The 18,068-nt window shown below is 66.6% G+C and carries 14 protein-coding genes and 1 tRNA gene; 1 reads left to right on the forward strand and 14 read right to left on the reverse strand.

All coding sequences use genetic code 11. The features are described 5' to 3' along the window. Nucleotides 1–3: 3 nt before the first annotated feature. On the reverse strand, nt 4–747 hold the full coding sequence (rlmB, locus tag JTE92_RS23250; RefSeq protein ID WP_063238108.1) for a 23S rRNA (guanosine(2251)-2'-O)-methyltransferase RlmB: 744 nt from the start codon (nt 745–747) through the stop codon (nt 4–6). A 78-nt stretch (nt 748–825) separates the two neighbouring features. Further along, the gene (gene rnr, locus JTE92_RS23255; RefSeq protein ID WP_063238109.1) at nt 826–3,423 is read right to left on the reverse strand and encodes a ribonuclease R; all 2,598 of its coding nucleotides are present in this window, start codon (nt 3,421–3,423) and stop codon (nt 826–828) included. 70 nt (nt 3,424–3,493) lie between these two features. Here rnr and JTE92_RS23260 point away from each other — a divergent pair. Further along, nucleotides 3,494–3,580, forward strand: a tRNA-Leu gene (locus JTE92_RS23260). 324 nt (nt 3,581–3,904) lie between these two features. Here the strand turns inward: JTE92_RS23260 and JTE92_RS23265 are convergent. The 12 genes from JTE92_RS23265 to ispG all read right to left on the reverse strand — a co-directional run bounded on the left by JTE92_RS23265 (nt 3,905) and on the right by ispG (nt 18,053). Continuing rightward, nucleotides 3,905–4,474 carry a phosphoribosyltransferase gene (locus JTE92_RS23265; RefSeq protein ID WP_063238153.1) on the reverse strand — a complete coding sequence of 190 codons (570 nt, stop codon included), beginning with the start codon at nt 4,472–4,474 and terminating at the stop codon, nt 3,905–3,907. 150 nt (nt 4,475–4,624) lie between these two features. Beyond that, nucleotides 4,625–5,965, reverse strand: coding sequence for an adenylosuccinate synthase (locus JTE92_RS23270; protein ID WP_063238110.1), 1,341 nt, complete (start codon nt 5,963–5,965; stop codon nt 4,625–4,627). An 85-nt stretch (nt 5,966–6,050) separates the two neighbouring features. Further along, a complete protein-coding gene (locus tag JTE92_RS23275) occupies nt 6,051–7,202 on the reverse strand; it encodes an ATP phosphoribosyltransferase regulatory subunit (protein ID WP_063238154.1) in 1,152 nt (383 codons plus the stop codon). A gap of 194 nt (nt 7,203–7,396) precedes the next feature. Next, entirely contained in the window at nt 7,397–8,302 is a 906-nt protein-coding gene (gene hflC / locus JTE92_RS23280) for a protease modulator HflC (protein ID WP_063238111.1), read from the reverse strand. Nucleotides 8,303–8,313: 11 nt separating this feature from the next. Further along, entirely contained in the window at nt 8,314–9,669 is a 1,356-nt protein-coding gene (gene hflK / locus JTE92_RS23285; protein WP_063238112.1) for an FtsH protease activity modulator HflK, read from the reverse strand. A gap of 163 nt (nt 9,670–9,832) precedes the next feature. Further along, nucleotides 9,833–11,095 (reverse strand): GTPase HflX, encoded by a 1,263-nt coding sequence (gene hflX, locus JTE92_RS23290; protein ID WP_063238113.1) that lies wholly within the window; start codon nt 11,093–11,095, stop codon nt 9,833–9,835. A 291-nt stretch (nt 11,096–11,386) separates the two neighbouring features. Beyond that, on the reverse strand, nt 11,387–11,626 hold the full coding sequence (gene hfq, locus JTE92_RS23295) for an RNA chaperone Hfq (RefSeq protein ID WP_029046151.1): 240 nt from the start codon (nt 11,624–11,626) through the stop codon (nt 11,387–11,389). A 212-nt stretch (nt 11,627–11,838) separates the two neighbouring features. Beyond that, on the reverse strand, nt 11,839–13,182 hold the full coding sequence (gene der / locus JTE92_RS23300; protein ID WP_063238114.1) for a ribosome biogenesis GTPase Der: 1,344 nt from the start codon (nt 13,180–13,182) through the stop codon (nt 11,839–11,841). 224 nt (nt 13,183–13,406) lie between these two features. Beyond that, the gene (bamB, locus tag JTE92_RS23305; RefSeq protein ID WP_063238115.1) at nt 13,407–14,582 is read right to left on the reverse strand and encodes an outer membrane protein assembly factor BamB; all 1,176 of its coding nucleotides are present in this window, start codon (nt 14,580–14,582) and stop codon (nt 13,407–13,409) included. Between the two features lie 47 nt (nt 14,583–14,629). Continuing rightward, the gene (locus tag JTE92_RS23310; RefSeq protein WP_063238116.1) at nt 14,630–15,262 is read right to left on the reverse strand and encodes a YfgM family protein; all 633 of its coding nucleotides are present in this window, start codon (nt 15,260–15,262) and stop codon (nt 14,630–14,632) included. A gap of 65 nt (nt 15,263–15,327) precedes the next feature. Continuing rightward, nucleotides 15,328–16,722: a histidine--tRNA ligase gene (gene hisS / locus JTE92_RS23315; RefSeq protein ID WP_063238117.1), complete on the reverse strand. Its 1,395-nt coding sequence runs from the start codon at nt 16,720–16,722 to the stop codon at nt 15,328–15,330. Nucleotides 16,723–16,760: 38 nt separating this feature from the next. After that, complete coding sequence (ispG, locus tag JTE92_RS23320) at nt 16,761–18,053, reverse strand: flavodoxin-dependent (E)-4-hydroxy-3-methylbut-2-enyl-diphosphate synthase (protein ID WP_063238118.1); 1,293 nt, start codon at nt 18,051–18,053, stop codon at nt 16,761–16,763. Nucleotides 18,054–18,068 lie beyond the last annotated feature (15 nt).

The following is an 18,068-nucleotide window of genomic DNA, read 5'->3' on the forward strand; positions in this document are numbered from 1 at the left end:
GCGTCAGCGCGGCAGGCGCCGCTGGCGCACCGCTTCGTACAGGCAGACGCCGCTGGCCACCGAGACGTTGAGGCTCTCGACACCGCCGGCCATCGGGATGCCGACCAGTTCGTCGCAGGTCTCGCGCGTCAGGCGGCGCATGCCCTCGCCTTCGGCGCCCATCACGATCGCGGTCGGGCCCTTGAAGTCGATGTCATAGAGGGATTTCTCGGTACCGTCGGCGGTGCCGATCACCCAGACGCCGCGTTCCTGCAGCTCGCGCAGCGTGCGCGCCAGGTTGGTCACGGTGATATACGGCACGGTCTCGGCCGCGCCGCTGGCCACCTTGGCCACGGTTGCGTTCAGGCCGACGCTGCGGTCCTTGGGCGCGATCACCGCGTGCGCGCCGGCGCCATCGGCCACGCGCAGGCAGGCACCGAGATTATGCGGATCGGTGACGCCGTCGAGCACCAGCAGCAGCGGCGTGCCTTCGATGCCATCCAGCAGTTCGTCGAGGTTCAACGCCAGCGCAACGTCCTCGGCGCGTGCTACCACGCCCTGGTGCCGGTCGGTGCCGGCCATGCCGCGCAGGCGCTCGGCGTCGACGGGATGCAGGCGCACGCCCAGGCTTTCGGCCAGGCGGACGAAGTCTTGCATGCGCCGGTCGCGGCGGGCGGATTCGATGTAGATATCCGACACGCCCTTGGGATCTTGCCGCAGGCGCGCGGTCACGGCGTGGAAGCCGATCAGGAGTTTTTGTTTAGCCATGGGCGCGATTGTACTCGCCCCTGCGCCGTCCCCGCGCAGGCGGGGACGGCGGTTGGCCCTAACCCGGCTTGCCTCGCCTTAGTGCTTGCGCGGGGTGCGCTTGGCAGCAGACTTGCCGGCGGTCTTCGCAGGACGCGACTTCGAAGCCGGCTTGCGCGGCTTCTCAAGGTGCGCGGGCTTGGGCTTGGCCGCGCGCTTGGCCGGCTTGCCGCCGGTACTGATGTGCGGCTTGAGCGGCGTGATCACCGCTTCGAATACCGGCTGCTCCTCGATGACACGGTCGAGCGTCTCGTCGAACGACTCTTCCGGCTTGGACGATCCGCCCAGCAGCGCCGCCAGCTGGCGGCCCTTCTTGCGCGCCGGCACCGCGTGGGCGGCCGGAACGCGCGGCTGGGTGTCGGTGCCCGTTGCGCGCGCGCGCAACGTCTTGGCCGACGGTTCCTGAACCAGGCGGAAGTCGATCTTGCGTGCATCGAGATCCACACGCGACACCTGCACGCGCACGCGGTCGGTCAGGCGATAACGGATGCCGGTACGCTCGCCGCGCAGTTCGTTGCGGGCCTCGTCGTACTGGAAGTAATCGCTGCCCAGTTCGGTCACGTGCACCAGCCCTTCGACATACAGCTCGTCGAGCTGCACGAAGATGCCGAACGACGTCACGGCGCTGACGGTGCCGGCAAAATCGCTGCCCAGCTTGTCGCGCATGAAGTAGCACTTGAGCCAGGCCTCGACATCGCGCGACGCCTCGTCGGCACGGCGCTCGTTGGCCGAGCAATGCAGGCCGAGCTCGTCCCAGATGGCCTCGTTGCGCCTGGCCCGCGCCGCGGCCAGTTCCGCCTTCTGCTCGGCGTCCTTGGCCTGCAGGCGGCGCGCCTTGGGCGAGATCGCGGTGTTTAGCTCGGTGCCGTGGGCAAACGCCGGCTGGTACTTGGTATGCGCGAGCACCGCCTTGATCGCGCGGTGCACCAGCAGGTCGGGATAGCGGCGGATCGGGCTGGTGAAGTGCGCGTAGGCCCCATACGCCAGGCCGAAATGGCCGATATTGTCGGGGCTGTAGACGGCCTGCTGCATCGAGCGCAGCAGCATGGTCTGCAGCATCGGCGCATCCGGGCGGGACTTGATCTTGTCCATCACCTCGGCATAGTCGGACGCCTGCGGCTTGTCGCCGCCGCCCAGCGACAGGCCGGCGGTCTTCAGGAACTCGCGCAGGTTCTTCAGCTTCTCTTCGCTCGGGCCGGCATGGATGCGGTACAGCGCCGGGTGCTTGAAGCGCTCGAGGAAATCCGCCGCGCACACGTTGGCGGTCAGCATGCATTCCTCGATCAGCCGGTGCGCATCGTTGCGGGTGCGCGGCAGGATCTGCTCGATCTTGCCCTGCGCATTGCAGACGATATAGGTCTCGGTGGTGTCGAAGTCGATCGCCCCGCGCTCGCGCCGCGCCTTCAGCAGGACCTGGAACAGTTCGTACAGGTTCTGCAGGTGCGGCACCAGCTCGGCGCGCTTGTGCGCCTCCGGGCCCTTGGTGTTGGACAGGACCGACCAGACCTCGTTGTAGGTCAGGCGCGCGGTCGAGTGCATCACCGCGGGATAGAACTGGTAGCCCTTGAGTTCACCCTTGGCCGTGAGCACCGCATCGCAGACCATGCACAGCCGGTCGACGCTGGGATTGAGCGAGCACAGCCCGTTGGACAGCTTCTCCGGCAGCATCGGAATCACGCGGCGCGGGAAGTAGACCGAGGTGGCGCGGTCCAGCGCATCGGCATCCAGCGGCGTGCCGGGGCGCACGTAATGCGACACGTCGGCGATCGCCACGATCAGGCGCCAGCCTTTGGCACGGCCGATCTTGACCGGCTCGCAGTAGACCGCGTCGTCGAAGTCGCGCGCGTCTTCGCCGTCGATGGTCACCAGCGGGATGTCGCGCAGGTCGATGCGGTGGTCCAGGTCGGCCTGGCGCACCTCGTCCGGCAACGCAGTGGCTTCCTTGGCCGCCGCCGGGGAGAAGGCATGCGGCACGCCATACTTGCGCACCGCGATCTCGATCTCCATGCCGGGGTCGTCGATCTCGCCGAGGATCTCCACCACGCGGCCGACCGGCTGCACATAGCGGTCCGGATATTCGATCAGCTCGACGCTGACCACCTGCCCCACGCGCGCCTTGCCCTGCGCCTTGGGCGGGATCAGGATGTCCTGGCTGATGCGCTTGTCCTCGGGTGCGACCACCAGCACGCCGCCCTCGCTGAGCAGCCGCCCGATCACGTAGCGGTTGGCGCGCTCGATGATCTCGACGATCTGCCCCTCGGGCCGGCCGCGGCGGTCGTAGCCCATCACGCGCACTTGCGCGCGGTCGTTGTGCATGGCCTTCTGCAGCTCACGCTCGGGCAGGAAGATATCGTCCTCGCCATCGTCGCGGATCAGGAAGCCGAAGCCGTCGCGGTGGCCCTGCACGCGGCCGGTGACGAAGTTGGGCTGGTGGGCCAGTTCATAGCGGCCCTTGCGGTTCAGTTCGATCTGGCCGTCGCGTTCCATCGCCGCCAGGCGCTTCTGGAAGCCGTCATGCTCCTTGCGCGTGACCGACAGGGCCTTGGCGATATCGCCTGCCGACTGCGGAGATCCCGACGTTCTCAGCACGCCCAGGATTTCTTCCCGGCTGGGGATCGGATAGTTATTCTGATTCAATTTTTTCTGGAAACTATTTGACAAAATTCTCGCGCTCTCTATAATGAGCGCTTCGGTTGTTTCGACACCTGCCCAGGTGGCGGAATTGGTAGACGCACTAGGTTCAGGTCCTAGCGGTGGCAACACTGTGGAGGTTCGAGTCCTCTCCTGGGCACCAGATCACCGGGAAACCCGCAGCGCTTTCGAGCCCTGCGGGTTTTTTGTTTTCGGCGCTTTGTTGGCGTACCAGATCCGGCAACTTCCACTCCTTGCTGGCGGCAACTTGCCGCGGTGTCATACGTCAGCGTACGGGTTTTTTCCCGCCCTTGGAACCGCGCACAATGCCTTGCGCGGCAACCGAACCACATCGGTCCGGCAATGTCGAGGAGTGTAACAGCTTCAGTGGCGATTCCGGCATTCCGCGGGCAAGCACTGGATCTTGACGCCACCGATACCCGTGCCGCGCGGCGGGCACCGCGGGCACAGGTGCGACAGCGCGCGCTCAGGCGTTCGCGTCGTCGTCGAGCAGGCTGGCGCGCTTGCCGCGCTTGAGCCAGGCGCCCAGGTTGTGCGGGCGCAGCGTGTCGTACTCTTCGAACGGCTGGTGGATCCAGGGGTTCGACGGCAGGAAGGTCACATGGTAATCCGGCTCGATCTTCGAGCAGGCCTTGTACCACAGTACCGCCGAGCGCACCTCGGTCACCGCCGGATAGCGCTCCTTCAGGTGGCGGCCCACGCGTTCCAGCGTGATGCCCGAATCGACCAGGTCATCGACCAGCAGGATCCTGCCCGACAGCTCGCCGCGCGTCATGGTGATGTACTGCGCGATATCGAGGTCGCCCTGCTGCGTGCCGGCAGCTTCGCGATAGCTGCTGGTCGCCAGGATCGCCAGGGGCACGTCGAAGATGCGCGACATCTGGTCGCCCACGCGCAGGCCGCCGCGCGCCAGGCACAGGATCTTGTCGAATTTCCAGCCCGACTCATGCACGTTCAGCGACAGTCGTGCGATCAGGCGGTGGTATTCATCCCACGAGACCCACAGGTTCTCTTCATCGTTGGTTGGCAGGTTCATCGTTTTGCTCTTGATATCTTCGTGGCCGGTCGGCCCGGATGGCCCGGATGGCAAATAAGGCTCGGCCCGCTTGCGCGGGCCGATGGTCTGTTGCAGGCCGCGGCGTTCGTGGCGCCGCGGCACTACTACGTCATGCTTCTGGTTGCCGGGTCAGGCCTTGTACGGATGACGCAGCAGGATGGTCTCGTCGCGGTCCGGGCCGGTCGAGATCATGTCGATCGGGATGCCGACCACTTCCTCCACACGCTTCAGGTAGACGCGGGCCGCCTCGGGCAGCGCGTCCCACGACTTCACGCCGAAGGTCGACTCGTTCCAGCCAGGGAACTCTTCATAGACCGGCTCGCAGCGCGCCACCGCGTCAGAGCCGCGCGGCAGGATGTCGACGGTCTGCCCGTCCAGCGTGTAGCCGACGCACAGCTTGATGCTGTCCAGGCCATCCAGCACGTCCAGCTTGGTCAGGCACAGGCCCGACACGCCGTTGATCTGCACCGAGCGCTTGAGCGCGGCGGCATCCAGCCAGCCGGTGCGGCGCGGACGGCCGGTGACGGAACCGAATTCCTTGCCGACGTTGGCCAGGCGCACGCCGACCTGGTCCTGGCGCTGCGGGTTGTCGTTGTCGTACAGCTCGCTCGGGAACGGGCCCGAGCCCACGCGCGTGCAGTAGGCCTTGGTGATGCCCAGGATGTAGTTCAGGCGGCCCGGACCGACGCCGGCACCCGCGGCGGCAGCACCGGCCACGCAGTTGCTCGAAGTCACGAACGGATAGGTGCCGTGGTCGACGTCGAGCAGCGTGCCTTGCGCGCCTTCGAACATCAGGTTGCCACCGGCGGCGTTGACCGCATACAGCTCGGCCGAGACGTCGGCCACCATCGGGGCCAGGCGCGGCGCGAAGGCCAGCGCGTCGTCCAGCGTCTGCTGGAAGTCCACGGCTTCGGCGCCCAGGTACTGGGTCAGCATGAAGTTGTGGTAGTCCAGGTTCTCGCGCAGGCGCTCGGCAAACTGCTCGGGATCGAACAGGTCCTGCACGCGCAGCGCGCGGCGGGCCACCTTGTCTTCGTACGCCGGGCCGATGCCGCGGCCGGTGGTGCCGATCTTGGCCGCGCCGCGACGGGCTTCGCGGGCCTTGTCGATCGCGACGTGGTACGGCAGGATCAGCGTTGCCGCTTCGGAGATGCGCAGGCGGCTCTGCACCTGCAGGCCGGCGGCTTCGAGTTCTTCGATTTCACGGAACAGCGCCTCGGGCGACAGCACCACACCGTTGCCGATGTAGCAGATCGTGCCTTCGCGCATGATGCCCGACGGGATCAGGCGGAGAATGGTCTTCTTGCCGCCGATGATCAGGGTGTGGCCAGCGTTGTGGCCTCCCTGGAACCGCACCACGCCCTTTGCATGGTCGGTAAGCCAATCGACGATTTTTCCTTTGCCTTCGTCACCCCACTGGGTGCCGATCACGACGACATTGCGTCCCTGGCCTACTGCGGATGCGGACATATTGCTTTGGTCAATAGGTTAAAAACGTATTCTACTCTTGTTGCAGGGCGATTCCCGATTTTTGGGCGGGATTGCTCGCCCGGCGTCAGCGCGGCACCACGGCCCAGCCGGAATCCTGGCGCACCAGCTGGCGATCGCAGTTGAATTCGTCGAGCTCGTGGGTATGGCCGGGCAGCGACTGGATCACGATCTCGCCGGCCGCGCGCAGTGCGGAAATTGCCGCACGCAGTGCCGGATCCGCGTCCCAGGGCGCGAAAATCGCCTGGGCGCGCACTTCCACCGGTGACAGCGACGCCACTTCACGCAGGTCGAGCGAGAAGCCTGTCGCCGGGCGGGCGCGGCCGAAGGCTTCGCCCACCTTGTCATAGCGGCCGCCTCGGGCCACGTAGTTGGGCAAACCAGCCACGTAGGCCGCGAACATCACGCCACTGTGATAGTGGTAACCGCGCAGGTCCGACAGGTCGACATTGACGCTGGCGCCACGCACCTGCACCGCCAGCGCGGCCAGTTCGTCCAGCGCGCGGCCGATCGCCGGGCTCGCCGGCAGCGTGGCGCGGGCGCGGTCCAGCACTTCCACCCCTCCGTACAGCGTCGGCAGCGCCAGCAGCGCATCGCGTTCGGTCTGCGGCATGCCCACGGTCAGCTCGCGCAGCGCGGGCACGTCCTTGGTCTCGAGCGCGGCAAAGAGCGCGTCCTCGATCTTGCGGATCGACGGCAGCCCCGCCAGCAGCGCTTCCAGGATGCCGGCATGGCACAGGTCGATGCGGATCTCCGACAAGCCCGCAGCCTGCAGCGCAGCCAGCATCAGTTCCTGGATCTCGACGTCGGCTTCGAGGCCGGCGTGGCCGTAGATTTCGGCGCCGATCTGGATCGGCTCGCGCGTGGCATGAAAGCCCGCCGGCCGGGCGTGCAACACGTTGCCGGCATAGCACAGGCGGGTCACGCCGGGCCGGTTCAGCAGGTGGGCGTCGATGCGCGCGACCTGCGGCGTGATATCGGCACGCAGGCCCATGGTGCGGCCCGACAGCTGGTCCACCAGCTTGAGCGTGCGCAGATCGAGGTCATGGCCGGTACCGGTCAGCAGCGACTCCAGGTACTCCAGCATCGGCGGCATCACCAGCTCGTAGCCGTAGGTGCGGAACAGGTCCAGCATGCGGCGGCGCAGTTCTTCGATCTTGCGCGCTTCCGACGGCAGCACGTCGGCAATGTTTTCTGGCAGCAGCCAATGGTTGGACATGGTGAATCTCTTCTCGGTCATTCGGTTACCCCGCGGGCTCCGCGCCCGCGGTGCCGGGCCACGCCCGGGCACATTGTTGCCGCAGCCTTGCCTCGCCGCGCGCCCGGTCCATCACTCGGCAATGATGGCTCCAGCCGGACAAAACCCCGGCAAGCCGGGGTTTCGTCAATTCGCCACACGGACTAGCGGACGTTCTAGCGGTTGCCTCCGGACCCGCCGGACGCCGCCGCGGCGCCGCCGCTGGAACGCATGTAGCGGAAGAACTCGGAATTGGGCTCCAGCACCAGCACGTCGCGCTTGTCGCGGAAGGTGTTGCGATACGCTTCCATGCTGCGCCAGAACTGCGCGAACTGCGGGTCGCGGCCAAAGGCATCGCCGTAGATCTGCGATGCCTTGGCATCGCCATTGCCCTTGATCACCTGGGCGTCGCGATAGGCCTCGGCCAGCACCACTTCACGCTGGCGGTCGGCGTCGGCGCGGATCTTTTCGCCCTCGGCGGCACCGGTGGAGCGCAGCTCGTTGGCCACGCGCTTGCGCTCTGCCTCCATGCGGCGGTACACCGATTCACTGATCGCCGGCAGCAGGTCGACGCGCTTCAGGCGCACGTCCAGGATCTCCACGCCCACCGACTTGGCGTATTCGACCATGCCGTTGCGGATAGCCTGCATCACCTGCTCGCGCTCGCCCGCGACCACGTCGGCCACGGTGCGCCTGCCGAACTCCTCGCGCGCCACCGCGTCGATACGCTGGGTCATGCGGTCCTGGGCGCCGCGCAGGTTGCCGCCGAAGGCAACGAAGAACTTGCGCGGATCGGTGATGCGCCATTTGACGAACCAGTCCACCACCATGCTCTTCTTCTCGGCGGTCAGGAAGCGCTCGTTGGCGGCCACGTCGATAGTCTGCAGGCGGCGGTCCATGAAGACCACGTTCTGGAACGGCGGCGGCAGCTTGAAATGCAGGCCGGGCTCGCGCACCACCTGCTTGATCTCGCCGAAGGCGAACACCACGGCGAACTGGCGCTGGTCGACCACGAACAGCATCGACGACAGCACGGCCAGCAGGATGAAAAAGCCGATCGAGAAGGAAATCAGTCGGTTCATGACGGGTCTCCTCAGCGCGAGTCGCGGTCACGGTTGCGCAGCGATTCGCGCGACCGGGTATCCGGCGAAGTCTCGGGAGCCGGCGCCGGCGTGCCGGCGGCGCCCGGGCCAGGGGTGGCCCCACGGCCATCGCCGCCTTGCGCCATCAGCTTGTCCAGCGGCAGGTAGAGAAGGTTGTTGCCCTGGCGCGCGTCCACCAGCACCTTGGTCGAATTGGCGTAGATCTGCTGCATGGTTTCGAGATAAATCCGGTCGCGCGTCACCTGCGGCGCCTTGGCGTACTCGGCCTGGACCGAGCGGAAGCGCGAGGAATCGCCCTCGGCCTGTGCCACCACGCGGGAGCGGTAGGCCTCGGCCTCTTCCTTCAGGCGCGCCGCGGTACCCTTGGCGCGGGGGATGATGTCATTGGCATAAGCCTGGCCTTCGCTGATCGCGCGCTCGCGGTCCTGGCTGGCCTTGTTGACGTCATCGAAGGCCGCCTGCACCTGCTCGGGGGGCTGCACGCTCTGCACGTTGACCGACAGCACGCGGATGCCGGTCTTGTAGGCCGACAGGATGCCCTGAATCGACTTGGCCAGGCCCTGCGCGATCTGCTCGCGGTTCTCGTACAGCACCGCGTCCATCTTGTTGCGGCCGACGATCTCGCGCACCGAGGTCTCGGCGGCCTGGGTCACCAGTTCCTCGTCGCCGCCGCGATCGGTCTTGTTGAAGAACAGGAACTCGGTCGCGTCCTGGATGACGTACTGCACGGTGAAGCGCACGTCGATGATGTTCTCGTCCTGCGTCAGCATCGACGAGTCTTTCAGGTTGCTGTCCTTGATCGACGTGGTACGACCCACTTCGACCGAGCGCACCGCCGACAGGTTGACGATCTCGCCCGACTGGATCGGCCAGGGCGCCCGCCAGTTGATGCCGGGACCGGTCGAATACTTGAACTTGCCGAACTGCAGGATCACGGCGGTCTGGCCTTCCTGCACCATGAAGAAGCCGCTGGCCAGCCAGATGCCGACCACCGCGGCCACGACCACTCCGACGCCAACGCCCGAGCCCTTGCCCGGGGTGCGCGGGCCGCCGAAGCCCTGGTTGCCGCCACCGCCGTTTTCCTTGCGGCCGAGCAGGCCGTTCAGGCGGCGGTTGAAGTCGCGCCACAGTTCGTCCAGATCGGGTGGGCCGCCATCCTGCTGCGGGCGCTGGTTCTGCTGGCGGTTGTCGTCGCGGCCGTCCTTCTTCTCGTCGTCGTCGCCGTTGCGACCCCAGCGCGGATCGTTCAGCGAGAAGATGGCGCGCAGGCGCTGCCAGCCCGCGCGTGGCGCGAAGCGGCTGCCTGGTGTCAGGCTCGAATCAGCATTCCGGGGAAACTGGGGCATGAAGTGCACGGGTCCGGGGAAGTTTGTAACAGGGGGATTCTAGCAGTCATCTGCGCCACATTTGCCCAAATCGCGGCCAATCGGTGGAAAGACGCTCTGAACCGGGGCTGCAGAAGCACTGCCGCGGCACCTGAGTCGCGCAAAACCGCCGCGCGACCGCGGCTCAGGAGCTGCGCCCGGCCCCCGCCTGGGCGCCCTCGCTTCCGTCACCGCCACCGGCGCCGGCCGAGTCGTCGCTGTCGCTGCCGTCTTCATACAGATGAGCCTCGCCCAGCCGCGGATCGTATGCGGCGGGTTCCGGCGGACGGCTGGCCAGCCACTGGGCCACCTCGACCACCGATTCACGCAGGGCATCCAGGCCGATCCCTTCGCGGGCGCTCAGGAACACCCGCGTGGGAACGCCATCTTCATCCCGCTCGATGCGCGGGCCCTGCTCCAGCAGTTCGGGCGCCGCATCGATCTTGTTCATCACCACGATCTGCGGGATGTCGGACGCGTCAATCTCGGCCAGCACGCGGTTGACCTGTTCGATCTGCTCATGGCGCACCGGGCTGGATGCATCGACCACATGAAGCAGCAGGTCGGCGTGGACCGTTTCCTCGAGCGTGGCACGGAACGCCGCCACCAGCTGCGTGGGCAGGTCGCGGATAAATCCGACCGTGTCGGACAGCACCACGTTGCCGAGCCCGTCCAGGAACAGCCGGCGCGAGGTGGTATCGAGCGTGGCGAAGAGCTGGTCGGCCGCATAGGCACGCGCCTTGGTCAGCGCATTGAACAGCGTCGACTTGCCGGCGTTGGTATAGCCCACCAGCGAAATGCTGAGCGTATCGTTGCGCGCGCGTGCACGCCGCTGCGTGCTGTGCTGGCGCTGCAGCCGCGACAGGTCCGATTTGAGCCGCTTGGCGCGGTCGTCCAGCATGCGTCGGTCCAGTTCGAGCTGGCGCTCGCCGGGGCCGCCGCGCACGCCGATACCGCCCTTCTGCCGCTCCAGGTGGCTCCACGCGCGCACCAGCCGCGAGGCCCGGTACTGCACCTGCGCCAGCTCGACCTGCACCTTGCCGACGTGGCTCTGTGCACGCTGCCCGAAGATATCCAGGATCAGGCCGGTACGGTCGATCACGTGGCGGTTCAGGAAGCGCTCGAGGTTGCGCTGCTGCGCCGGGCTGAGTGCGTGGTTGAACACGACCACGTCGGCATCGAGCGCGTCGGCGGCTTCCTTCAGTTCCTCGGCCTTGCCCGAGCCGATGAACAGCGCCGGGTCCGGCCGCGAGCGGCGGCCCGTCAGCGTATGCACCGGCAGCGAGCCGGCGGTGGAGGTCAGCAAGGCAAGCTCGCTGAGGCTTTCCTCGAAGTCGTGCTTGCCGAAATCGACGCCGACGAGGATGGCGCGCGACGGGGCAGTGTTGGAAGTAGCTCTGGGATCCAAGGGATGGCGCGAATGCGCTGGGAGAATGCGCTGGGAATTAGGAATAGCCAGGAATAGCGAAATGCTTTCCGATGGTTTCAGGGGGATGGCCGGCGGAAGTCCCGCCCTGCCCTGTCCCCAGCCGGGGCGGCTACCCGCACCGGGCGGGAGGCCGCGGCGACGAGATGTGCCGCCACTCCGGCAGGCACCGGCCGCGCTGGCGCACCGGTACCGGGCATCGGTGCAGCCCTGTGGGGCGCCAGGCCGATGCCTTGGGTCGGCGACCGCAGGTTTCCGCGGCCGCGAGGCAGATCAGTTCTCGGAGGAATCATCCACGCGGAAGTTGACTGCGCGCGCCGGAACGACGGTGGAAATCGCATGCTTGTAGACCATCTGCGTCACGGTGTTACGCAGCAGCACGACGTACTGATCGAACGATTCGATATTGCCTTGCAGCTTGATGCCATTGACGAGGTAGATGGACACCGGCACGTGCTCTTTGCGCAGCGCGTTCAGGAACGGGTCTTGTAGCAGTTGCCCTTTGTTGCTCATGGCACACTCCAAATTTATAGGTTTAGTGGTGAATGATGGGGATGGAAATCCCCGGTTCAAGTCAGTCGGCGCAAAAACGCGCCAGAAAAAAGATCAAAAAACGGTACCAAGTCGGCGTCAATGCACAGGGAACCCCCTGCTACCGTGAATTTAGCCGCAGTTCCAAACGAACGCAAACGAAAACTGGCCCCGCCAAGGATCCTATTCCGGACTCAATCCTTCGAGTCCGCGTACGGATTTTTGTTCGTACGGAATTCGATGCGCAGAGGGGTGCCCTTGAGCTTGAATGCCGCACGGAAACGGTTTTCCAGGTAGCGCCGATAGGTCTCCGCAACCCCCGACAGCGCGTTGCCATGGACCACGATGATCGGCGGGTTCGAGCCACCCTGGTGCGCATAGCGCAGCTTGGGGCGCGACGCGCCGACGCGCTTGGGCTGCTGGAATTCCACGGCTTCCTGCAGCACGCGCGTCAGCTGCGGCGTCGGCAGCTTGACCATGGCCGCGGCATAGGCGTCGTCGACGGAACGCATCAGCGCGCCGATGCCGGTGCGCTCGCGCGCCGACACAAAGTGGAAATTCGCGAAACTCAGGAATTGCAGCTTGCGCTCGAGGTCATGCTTGATGCGGTCGCGGGCATGGCCGTCCAGCCCGTCCCATTTATTGACGCCGACCACCAGCGCGCGTCCGGATTCAACGATAAAGCCGGCAATATGCGCGTCCTGGTCGGAAATGTCCTGTTGCGCATCCAGCAGCAGGATCACGACGTTGGCATCGGCGATCGATTGCAGCGTCTTGACCACTGAAAATTTTTCAATCGCCTCGAACACCTTGCCGCGCCGGCGCAGGCCCGCCGTATCGATCAGCGTATAAGGCTTGCCGCCGCGTTCGAATTCCACGTAGATGGCGTCGCGGGTCGTGCCCGGCATGTCGAACGCGATCACGCGCTCTTCGCCGATCAGCGTGTTGACCAGCGTGGACTTCCCCACATTGGGGCGCCCGACGATGGCGATCTTGACGCCCTTGCCGTCCTGGGGCTCTTCCGCGGCCAGTTCCGGGCGCTCCTGCACCGCCAGCTCGATCGCTTCGTCGACCAGTTCGCGCACGCCATCGCCGTGGGCAGCGGAGATCGCGTACGGATCGCCCATGCCGAGCTCGTAGAAATCCGCGGCGACCGAGGTGTACTTCATGCCCTCGGCCTTGTTGACCGCCAGCATGATGCGCCGGCCGGTCTTGCGCAGGTAGTCGGCAATGGCGCGGTCCTGCGGCGCCAGGCCGAGGCGGCCGTCGACGATGAAGATCACCACGTCGGCCTCGACCACCGCCTGCTTGGTCTGCTTGGCCATCTCGGCGACGATGCCTTCCTTGACCACCGGCTCGAAGCCGCCGGTGTCGATGGCAATGAACGGACGCTCGCCGACGCGGCCCTCGCCATAGTGGCGGTCGCGCGTCAGGCCCGGCAGGTCGGCGACGAGGGCGTCGCGCGAGCGGGTCATGCGGTTGAATAGCGTCGACTTCCCCACATTGGGACGGCCGACAAGTGCGATAACTGGTTTCATGCAATAAACGGAAACGGGGGCCGGCACCTGCCGCCCCCCGGTTACTCCGGAGTCAATGGATCCGACGGCACGCGCACCCGGTGGGCGCGCCTGCCGCTTGTCCTGTCGGGGCGCGGCGCCGGTCAGCGACCCGCTGCGCAAATTGCCGCACGACCAGGGATCATGCTACCGGATTCGGCGCGCACCGTACCGACAGGTGTACGGCAGCGCGCACTGCTTGCTGGTCAGCCCGGCTGGAACCCGAAGACGTCGCCGTCGCGGGTCTGGATCACCAGCGTCTGCCCCGCCACCACCGGCGCGGCGGTAATGGCGCTGCCATCGGTCTTCATGCGGGCGACGACCTGGCCGTCCTCGCGCGACAGGAAGTGGACATAGCCTTCGAAGTCGCCCATCACCACCGAGCGACCAAGTGCCAGCGGCGCACCCAGGCGGCGGTTGCGCATCTGGTCGTTCTTCCAGCGCTCGCTGCCGTTCTGGCGGTCGAAGGCATGCACGACCGACCGCTCGTCACTGGCGTAGATCGCATTGTCATCCTGCGCGGGGCCGCTCGGCGACGAGAAATCCTTGCCCCACTGCGGCTGGCCGGTGGCCAGCTCCAGGCAGGCCACGCGCCCCTGGAAAGTGGTGGCGCAGACCTGGCGGCCGCTGATCATCGGCTGGCCGGTGACATCGTTCAGGCGCTCGATCTCGGACACGCCCTTGGGATAGGAGATCGTGCTTTCCCAACGCAGCACGCCGTTGCCCGGCGTCAGCACGCCCAGCTTGCCGCCGGGAAAGCCCATCACGATGCCGTCGCCGGCAAACGCCATGCCCATTGCGGCACGCAGGTTCAGCGGCGTCTGCGAGCGCTGGTAGATCCAGCGGCGCTCGCCGGTCTCGGCGTCGAGGCCGAACACGCGCGTGTCGGTGGTGCGCACCACCACCAGGCCGTTGCCGACCAGCGGCGCGGACAGCACCTCGCCGTTGACCTGCTTCTTCCAGATCTGCTTGCCGCTGGCGTCAAAGGCGTAGATCGCGCCCTTCTCGCCGGCGACCGCGGTCACGGAGCCATCGCTGCCGGGGCCGGAGGTCAGGTCGAGGTCGGTCTTGGCCTTCCACAGCACGCGCCCGGAGGCGCCTTCCAGCGCCATCACGTTGCCGTTGTTGGACGACACATAGACATTGTTGCCCGCCGCGGCCGGCTGCATCGAATACGGGCCGCTCTTGCCCACATCGGCCTTCCACGCCTGGCGCACCGTCAGCGTGGCCGAAACCGGCTTCAGTTCGGCGGGCGGGTGCTTGTTTTCCTTGCTGAACAGCGCGCAGCCGCCCAGCGCGGCCAGGCAGGCTGCCGCCACCAGCGCGCGGGTCATGGTGCGGACGGGCTGGCGATGTACGGCACGGGAAAGCACTGACGTCATAAGGTTACGGTCCTGGTTTTGCGTGATGCCACAAAGCGCGCGCGGCATCAGGCCGCGCCCAGCGCATCGAGCTTGAACTGGATGATCTGGCGCGTGGCCGGCTCGGCCTCGCCCAGCTTGTCCAGCGCCTTGCGATAGGCCGCACGCGCGTCATCGCGCTTGTCCTGCGCGGCGAGCAGGTCGCCGCGGCGGTCGGCGTACAGCGACGCGAACGCTGCCGGCGGTTCGTCCTTCAGCAGCGCCAGGCCCTGGTCATAGGCCTTTTCGTCGAGCAGCACGCCGGCCAGGCGCACCCGCGCCAGGTGCGCGTATTCTTCGTCGCCGTGGTCGACGGCCCACTGCAGCTGGGTCTTGGCCGCGGCCAGGTCGCCCGCGTCGTACAGCACGCGGCCGGCGACCAGCGCACTCATCTGGCCATAGGCGGTACGCCCGAACTTGTCTTCGAGGTCGGTTGCGGCGCGCTTGATGCGTTCGATATCGCGCGCCTCGGCGGCCTTGAGCACCTGCTCGTACAGCACCGCGGCCTCGCCGGCCTGCTTGCGCTCCCAGTATTTCCAGCCATTCCAGCCGGCGAATGCCAGCAGCGCGATGATGAGCGCCCAGGTCAGGGCGTTGCCGTACTGGCGCCACCACGCCTTCAGATTCTCAAGCTGTTCCTGTTCTTCTAGATCGTAAGCCATGTCGAGGCAATCACCTGCGTTGGTTAGATACGGGCGTCGTGGATGACGGTGCGGCCGATGTGCGCTTATTCGCTGGCGCCGACCATGGCGTCGATCAGGTAGTCGACCAGGCCCTCGGCCTGCACGGTGGCCTGTTGCCCACCGCCTTCGGCCTGATCGCGCTGGCGAAGTTCCTTGACCTGGACCACGCCAGCGGCCACTTCGTCGTCGCCAATGATAACGGCATAGGCTGCGCCACTTTGGTCGGCGCGCTTCATCTGCGACTTGAAGCTGCCGCCCTTGCCGTCGGGGCTGGCATGCAGCACCACGTCGAGGCCGGCGTCGCGCAGCCGCTCGGCCGCGACCATGGCCTGCTGCGCGGCGGCTTCGCCCTGGTGCACGAGGTAGACATCGCACCCCACGGCGTCGGGCACCACGCCCTCTTCGCGGATCAGTTCGATGATGCGCTCGACGCCCATGGCCCAGCCGCAGGCCGGAGCCGGCTTGCCGCCCATCTGCGCGATCAGCGGGTCATAGCGGCCACCGCCGGCAATGGTGCCCTGCGCGCCAAGCTTGTCGGTGATCCACTCGAACACCGTCAGGTTGTAGTAATCCAGCCCGCGCACCAGGCGCGGATTGATCTTGAACGGGATATTGTTGGCCTTGAGCAGGCGCTGCACGCCCTCGAAGTGAGCCAGCGACTCTTCGCCCAGGAAATCGATCAGCTTGGGCGCGTTGGCCGCCATTTCCTGCAGCGCCGGATTCTTGGTGTCCAGCACGCGCAGCGGGTTGGTGTACAGGCGGCGCTTGCTGTCCTCGTCCAGGATGTCCTGGAAGCCCTCCAGGTACTTGATCAGCTCCTCGCGGTGGGCGGCACGTTCATTGGCCTGCCCCAGCGAATTGATCTCCAGGCGCACGCCGACCAGGCCCAGGTCGTCCCACAGGCGCTGGCACATCAGGATGATCTCGGCGTCGACGTCCGGACCGGCGAAGCCCAGCGCCTCGGCGCCCAGCTGGTGGAACTGGCGATAGCGGCCGCGCTGCGGGCGCTCGTGGCGGAACATCGGACCGGTGTACCACAGGCGCTTGGGGCCGTCGTACAGCAGGTTGTGCTCGATGGTCGCGCGCACGGCGGCGGCGGTGCCTTCGGGACGCAGCGTCAGCTGCTCGCCGTTGAGCGCATCGGTGAAGGAGTACATCTCCTTCTCGACGATATCGGTCACCTCGCCGATGCCGCGCACGAACAGTTGCGTGTGCTCGACGATCGGCGTGCGCAGCTGCTGGTAGCCGTAGGCGCGCAGCATGGCGCGCGCGGCATTCTCGAAATGCTCCCACAGCGGCGCGTCGGCCGGCAGCATGTCGTTCATGCCCTTCACGCCCTGCAGGGCCTTGGCGGGCTTCCCCTTCTGCTCGGCCTTCAGTTCGGCTTTCGGTTCAGTCTTGGCAGCGCCCGTGGCGGCTGCGTTGTCGGATTGCGTCATTCTGTTCTTGTCAGCTTCTCGGGCCCGGCCGGTGCGGCTCAGGCTGCCACTTCTCTATCGGCCCGTGCAGCGCCCGGGCCGTAATGCGTGCGAACGTACTCGTCGACGATCGCCTGGAATTCCTCGGCAATGCGCTCGCCGCGCAGCGTCTTCACCTTGACGCCGTCGACGAACACCGGCGCGGCGGGCGACTCGCCCGAGCCCGGCAGCGAAATGCCGATATTGGCGTGCTTGCTCTCGCCCGGGCCGTTGACGATGCAGCCCATCACGGCCACATCCATTTCCTCGACGCCCGGATAGGCGGTTTTCCAATGCGGCATCTGCTCGCGCAGGTACGTCTGGATGCTTGCCGCAAGCTCCTGGAACACCGTGCTGGTGGTGCGGCCACATCCCGGGCAGGCAATCACCATCGGGGTGAAGTTGCGCAGGCCCATGGTCTGCAGGATTTCCTGCCCCACATACACTTCCTTCTCGCGCGGCGCGCCGGGTTCCGGCGTCAGCGAGATGCGGACCGTGTCGCCGATGCCTTCCTGCAGCAGCACCGACAGCGCCGCGGTGGAGGCGACGATGCCCTTGCTGCCCATGCCGGCCTCGGTCAGCCCAAGGTGCAGCGCATAGTCGCAGCGGCGCGCCAGTTCGCGGTAGACCGCGATCAGCTCCTGCACCTGCGACACCTTGCACGACAGGATGATCTGGTTGCCCGGCAGGCCGATCTCTTCAGCCTTCTTCGCGGAATCGATCGCCGACGTGATCAACGCCTCGATCATCACGCTCTGCGCGGGCCAGGGCTCGGCGCGCGACGCGTTCTCATCCATGATGCGCGCCAGCAGGTCCTGGTCCAGGCTGCCCCAGTTCACGCCGATGCGCACCGGCTTGTGGTAGCGGCACGCCATCTCGATCATCTGCGCGAACTGCGTGTCGCGCTTGGCGCCCTGCCCCACGTTGCCGGGGTTGATGCGGTACTTGGACAGCGCCTCGGCGCAGGCCGGATAGTCCTGCAGCAGCTTGTGGCCGTTGTAGTGGAAATCGCCCACCAGCGGCACGTCGACGCCCATGCGGTCGAGCTGCTCACGGATCGACGGCACCGCGGCAGCGGCCTCGGGCGTGTTCACCGTGATGCGCACGATTTCCGAGCCCGCGCGTGCCAGGTCCTTGACCTGGATCGCCGTGCCGATGGCGTCGACCGTGTCCGTGTTGGTCATCGACTGCACGCGCACCGGCGCGTCGCCGCCGATGGTCACCACGTTGTCGCCCCACACGACGCGCGCCTGGCGCGTCTGGCGGCGCGGCAGCGAGCCGGGCAGGACCGGGAGACAGAGCTGTTGGTTCATAGCATTACCACCTTG

Origin of the sequence: Cupriavidus oxalaticus, assembly GCF_016894385.1 — a bacterium.
Taxonomy (GTDB): Bacteria; Pseudomonadota; Gammaproteobacteria; order Burkholderiales; family Burkholderiaceae; genus Cupriavidus; species Cupriavidus oxalaticus.

Bases quoted from the DNA above. Each gene is read 5' to 3' on its own strand.
- der (WP_063238114.1), bottom strand. From the start codon at position 13,182: ATGAAACCAGTTATCGCACTTGTCGGCCGTCCCAATGTGGGGAAGTCG.
- ispG (WP_063238118.1), bottom strand. From the start codon at position 18,053: ATGAACCAACAGCTCTGTCTCCCGGTCCTGCCCGGCTCGCTGCCGCGC.
- JTE92_RS23270 (WP_063238110.1), bottom strand. From the start codon at position 5,965: ATGTCCGCATCCGCAGTAGGCCAGGGACGCAATGTCGTCGTGATCGGC.
- JTE92_RS23310 (WP_063238116.1), bottom strand. From the start codon at position 15,262: ATGGCTTACGATCTAGAAGAACAGGAACAGCTTGAGAATCTGAAGGCG.
- bamB (WP_063238115.1), bottom strand. From the start codon at position 14,582: ATGACGTCAGTGCTTTCCCGTGCCGTACATCGCCAGCCCGTCCGCACC.
- rlmB (WP_063238108.1), bottom strand. From the start codon at position 747: ATGGCTAAACAAAAACTCCTGATCGGCTTCCACGCCGTGACCGCGCGC.
- hflC (WP_063238111.1), bottom strand. From the start codon at position 8,302: ATGAACCGACTGATTTCCTTCTCGATCGGCTTTTTCATCCTGCTGGCC.
- JTE92_RS23275 (WP_063238154.1), bottom strand. From the start codon at position 7,202: ATGTCCAACCATTGGCTGCTGCCAGAAAACATTGCCGACGTGCTGCCG.
- hisS (WP_063238117.1), bottom strand. From the start codon at position 16,722: ATGACGCAATCCGACAACGCAGCCGCCACGGGCGCTGCCAAGACTGAA.
- hfq (WP_029046151.1), bottom strand. From the start codon at position 11,626: ATGAGCAACAAAGGGCAACTGCTACAAGACCCGTTCCTGAACGCGCTG.
- JTE92_RS23265 (WP_063238153.1), bottom strand. From the start codon at position 4,474: ATGAACCTGCCAACCAACGATGAAGAGAACCTGTGGGTCTCGTGGGAT.
- hflK (WP_063238112.1), bottom strand. From the start codon at position 9,669: ATGCCCCAGTTTCCCCGGAATGCTGATTCGAGCCTGACACCAGGCAGC.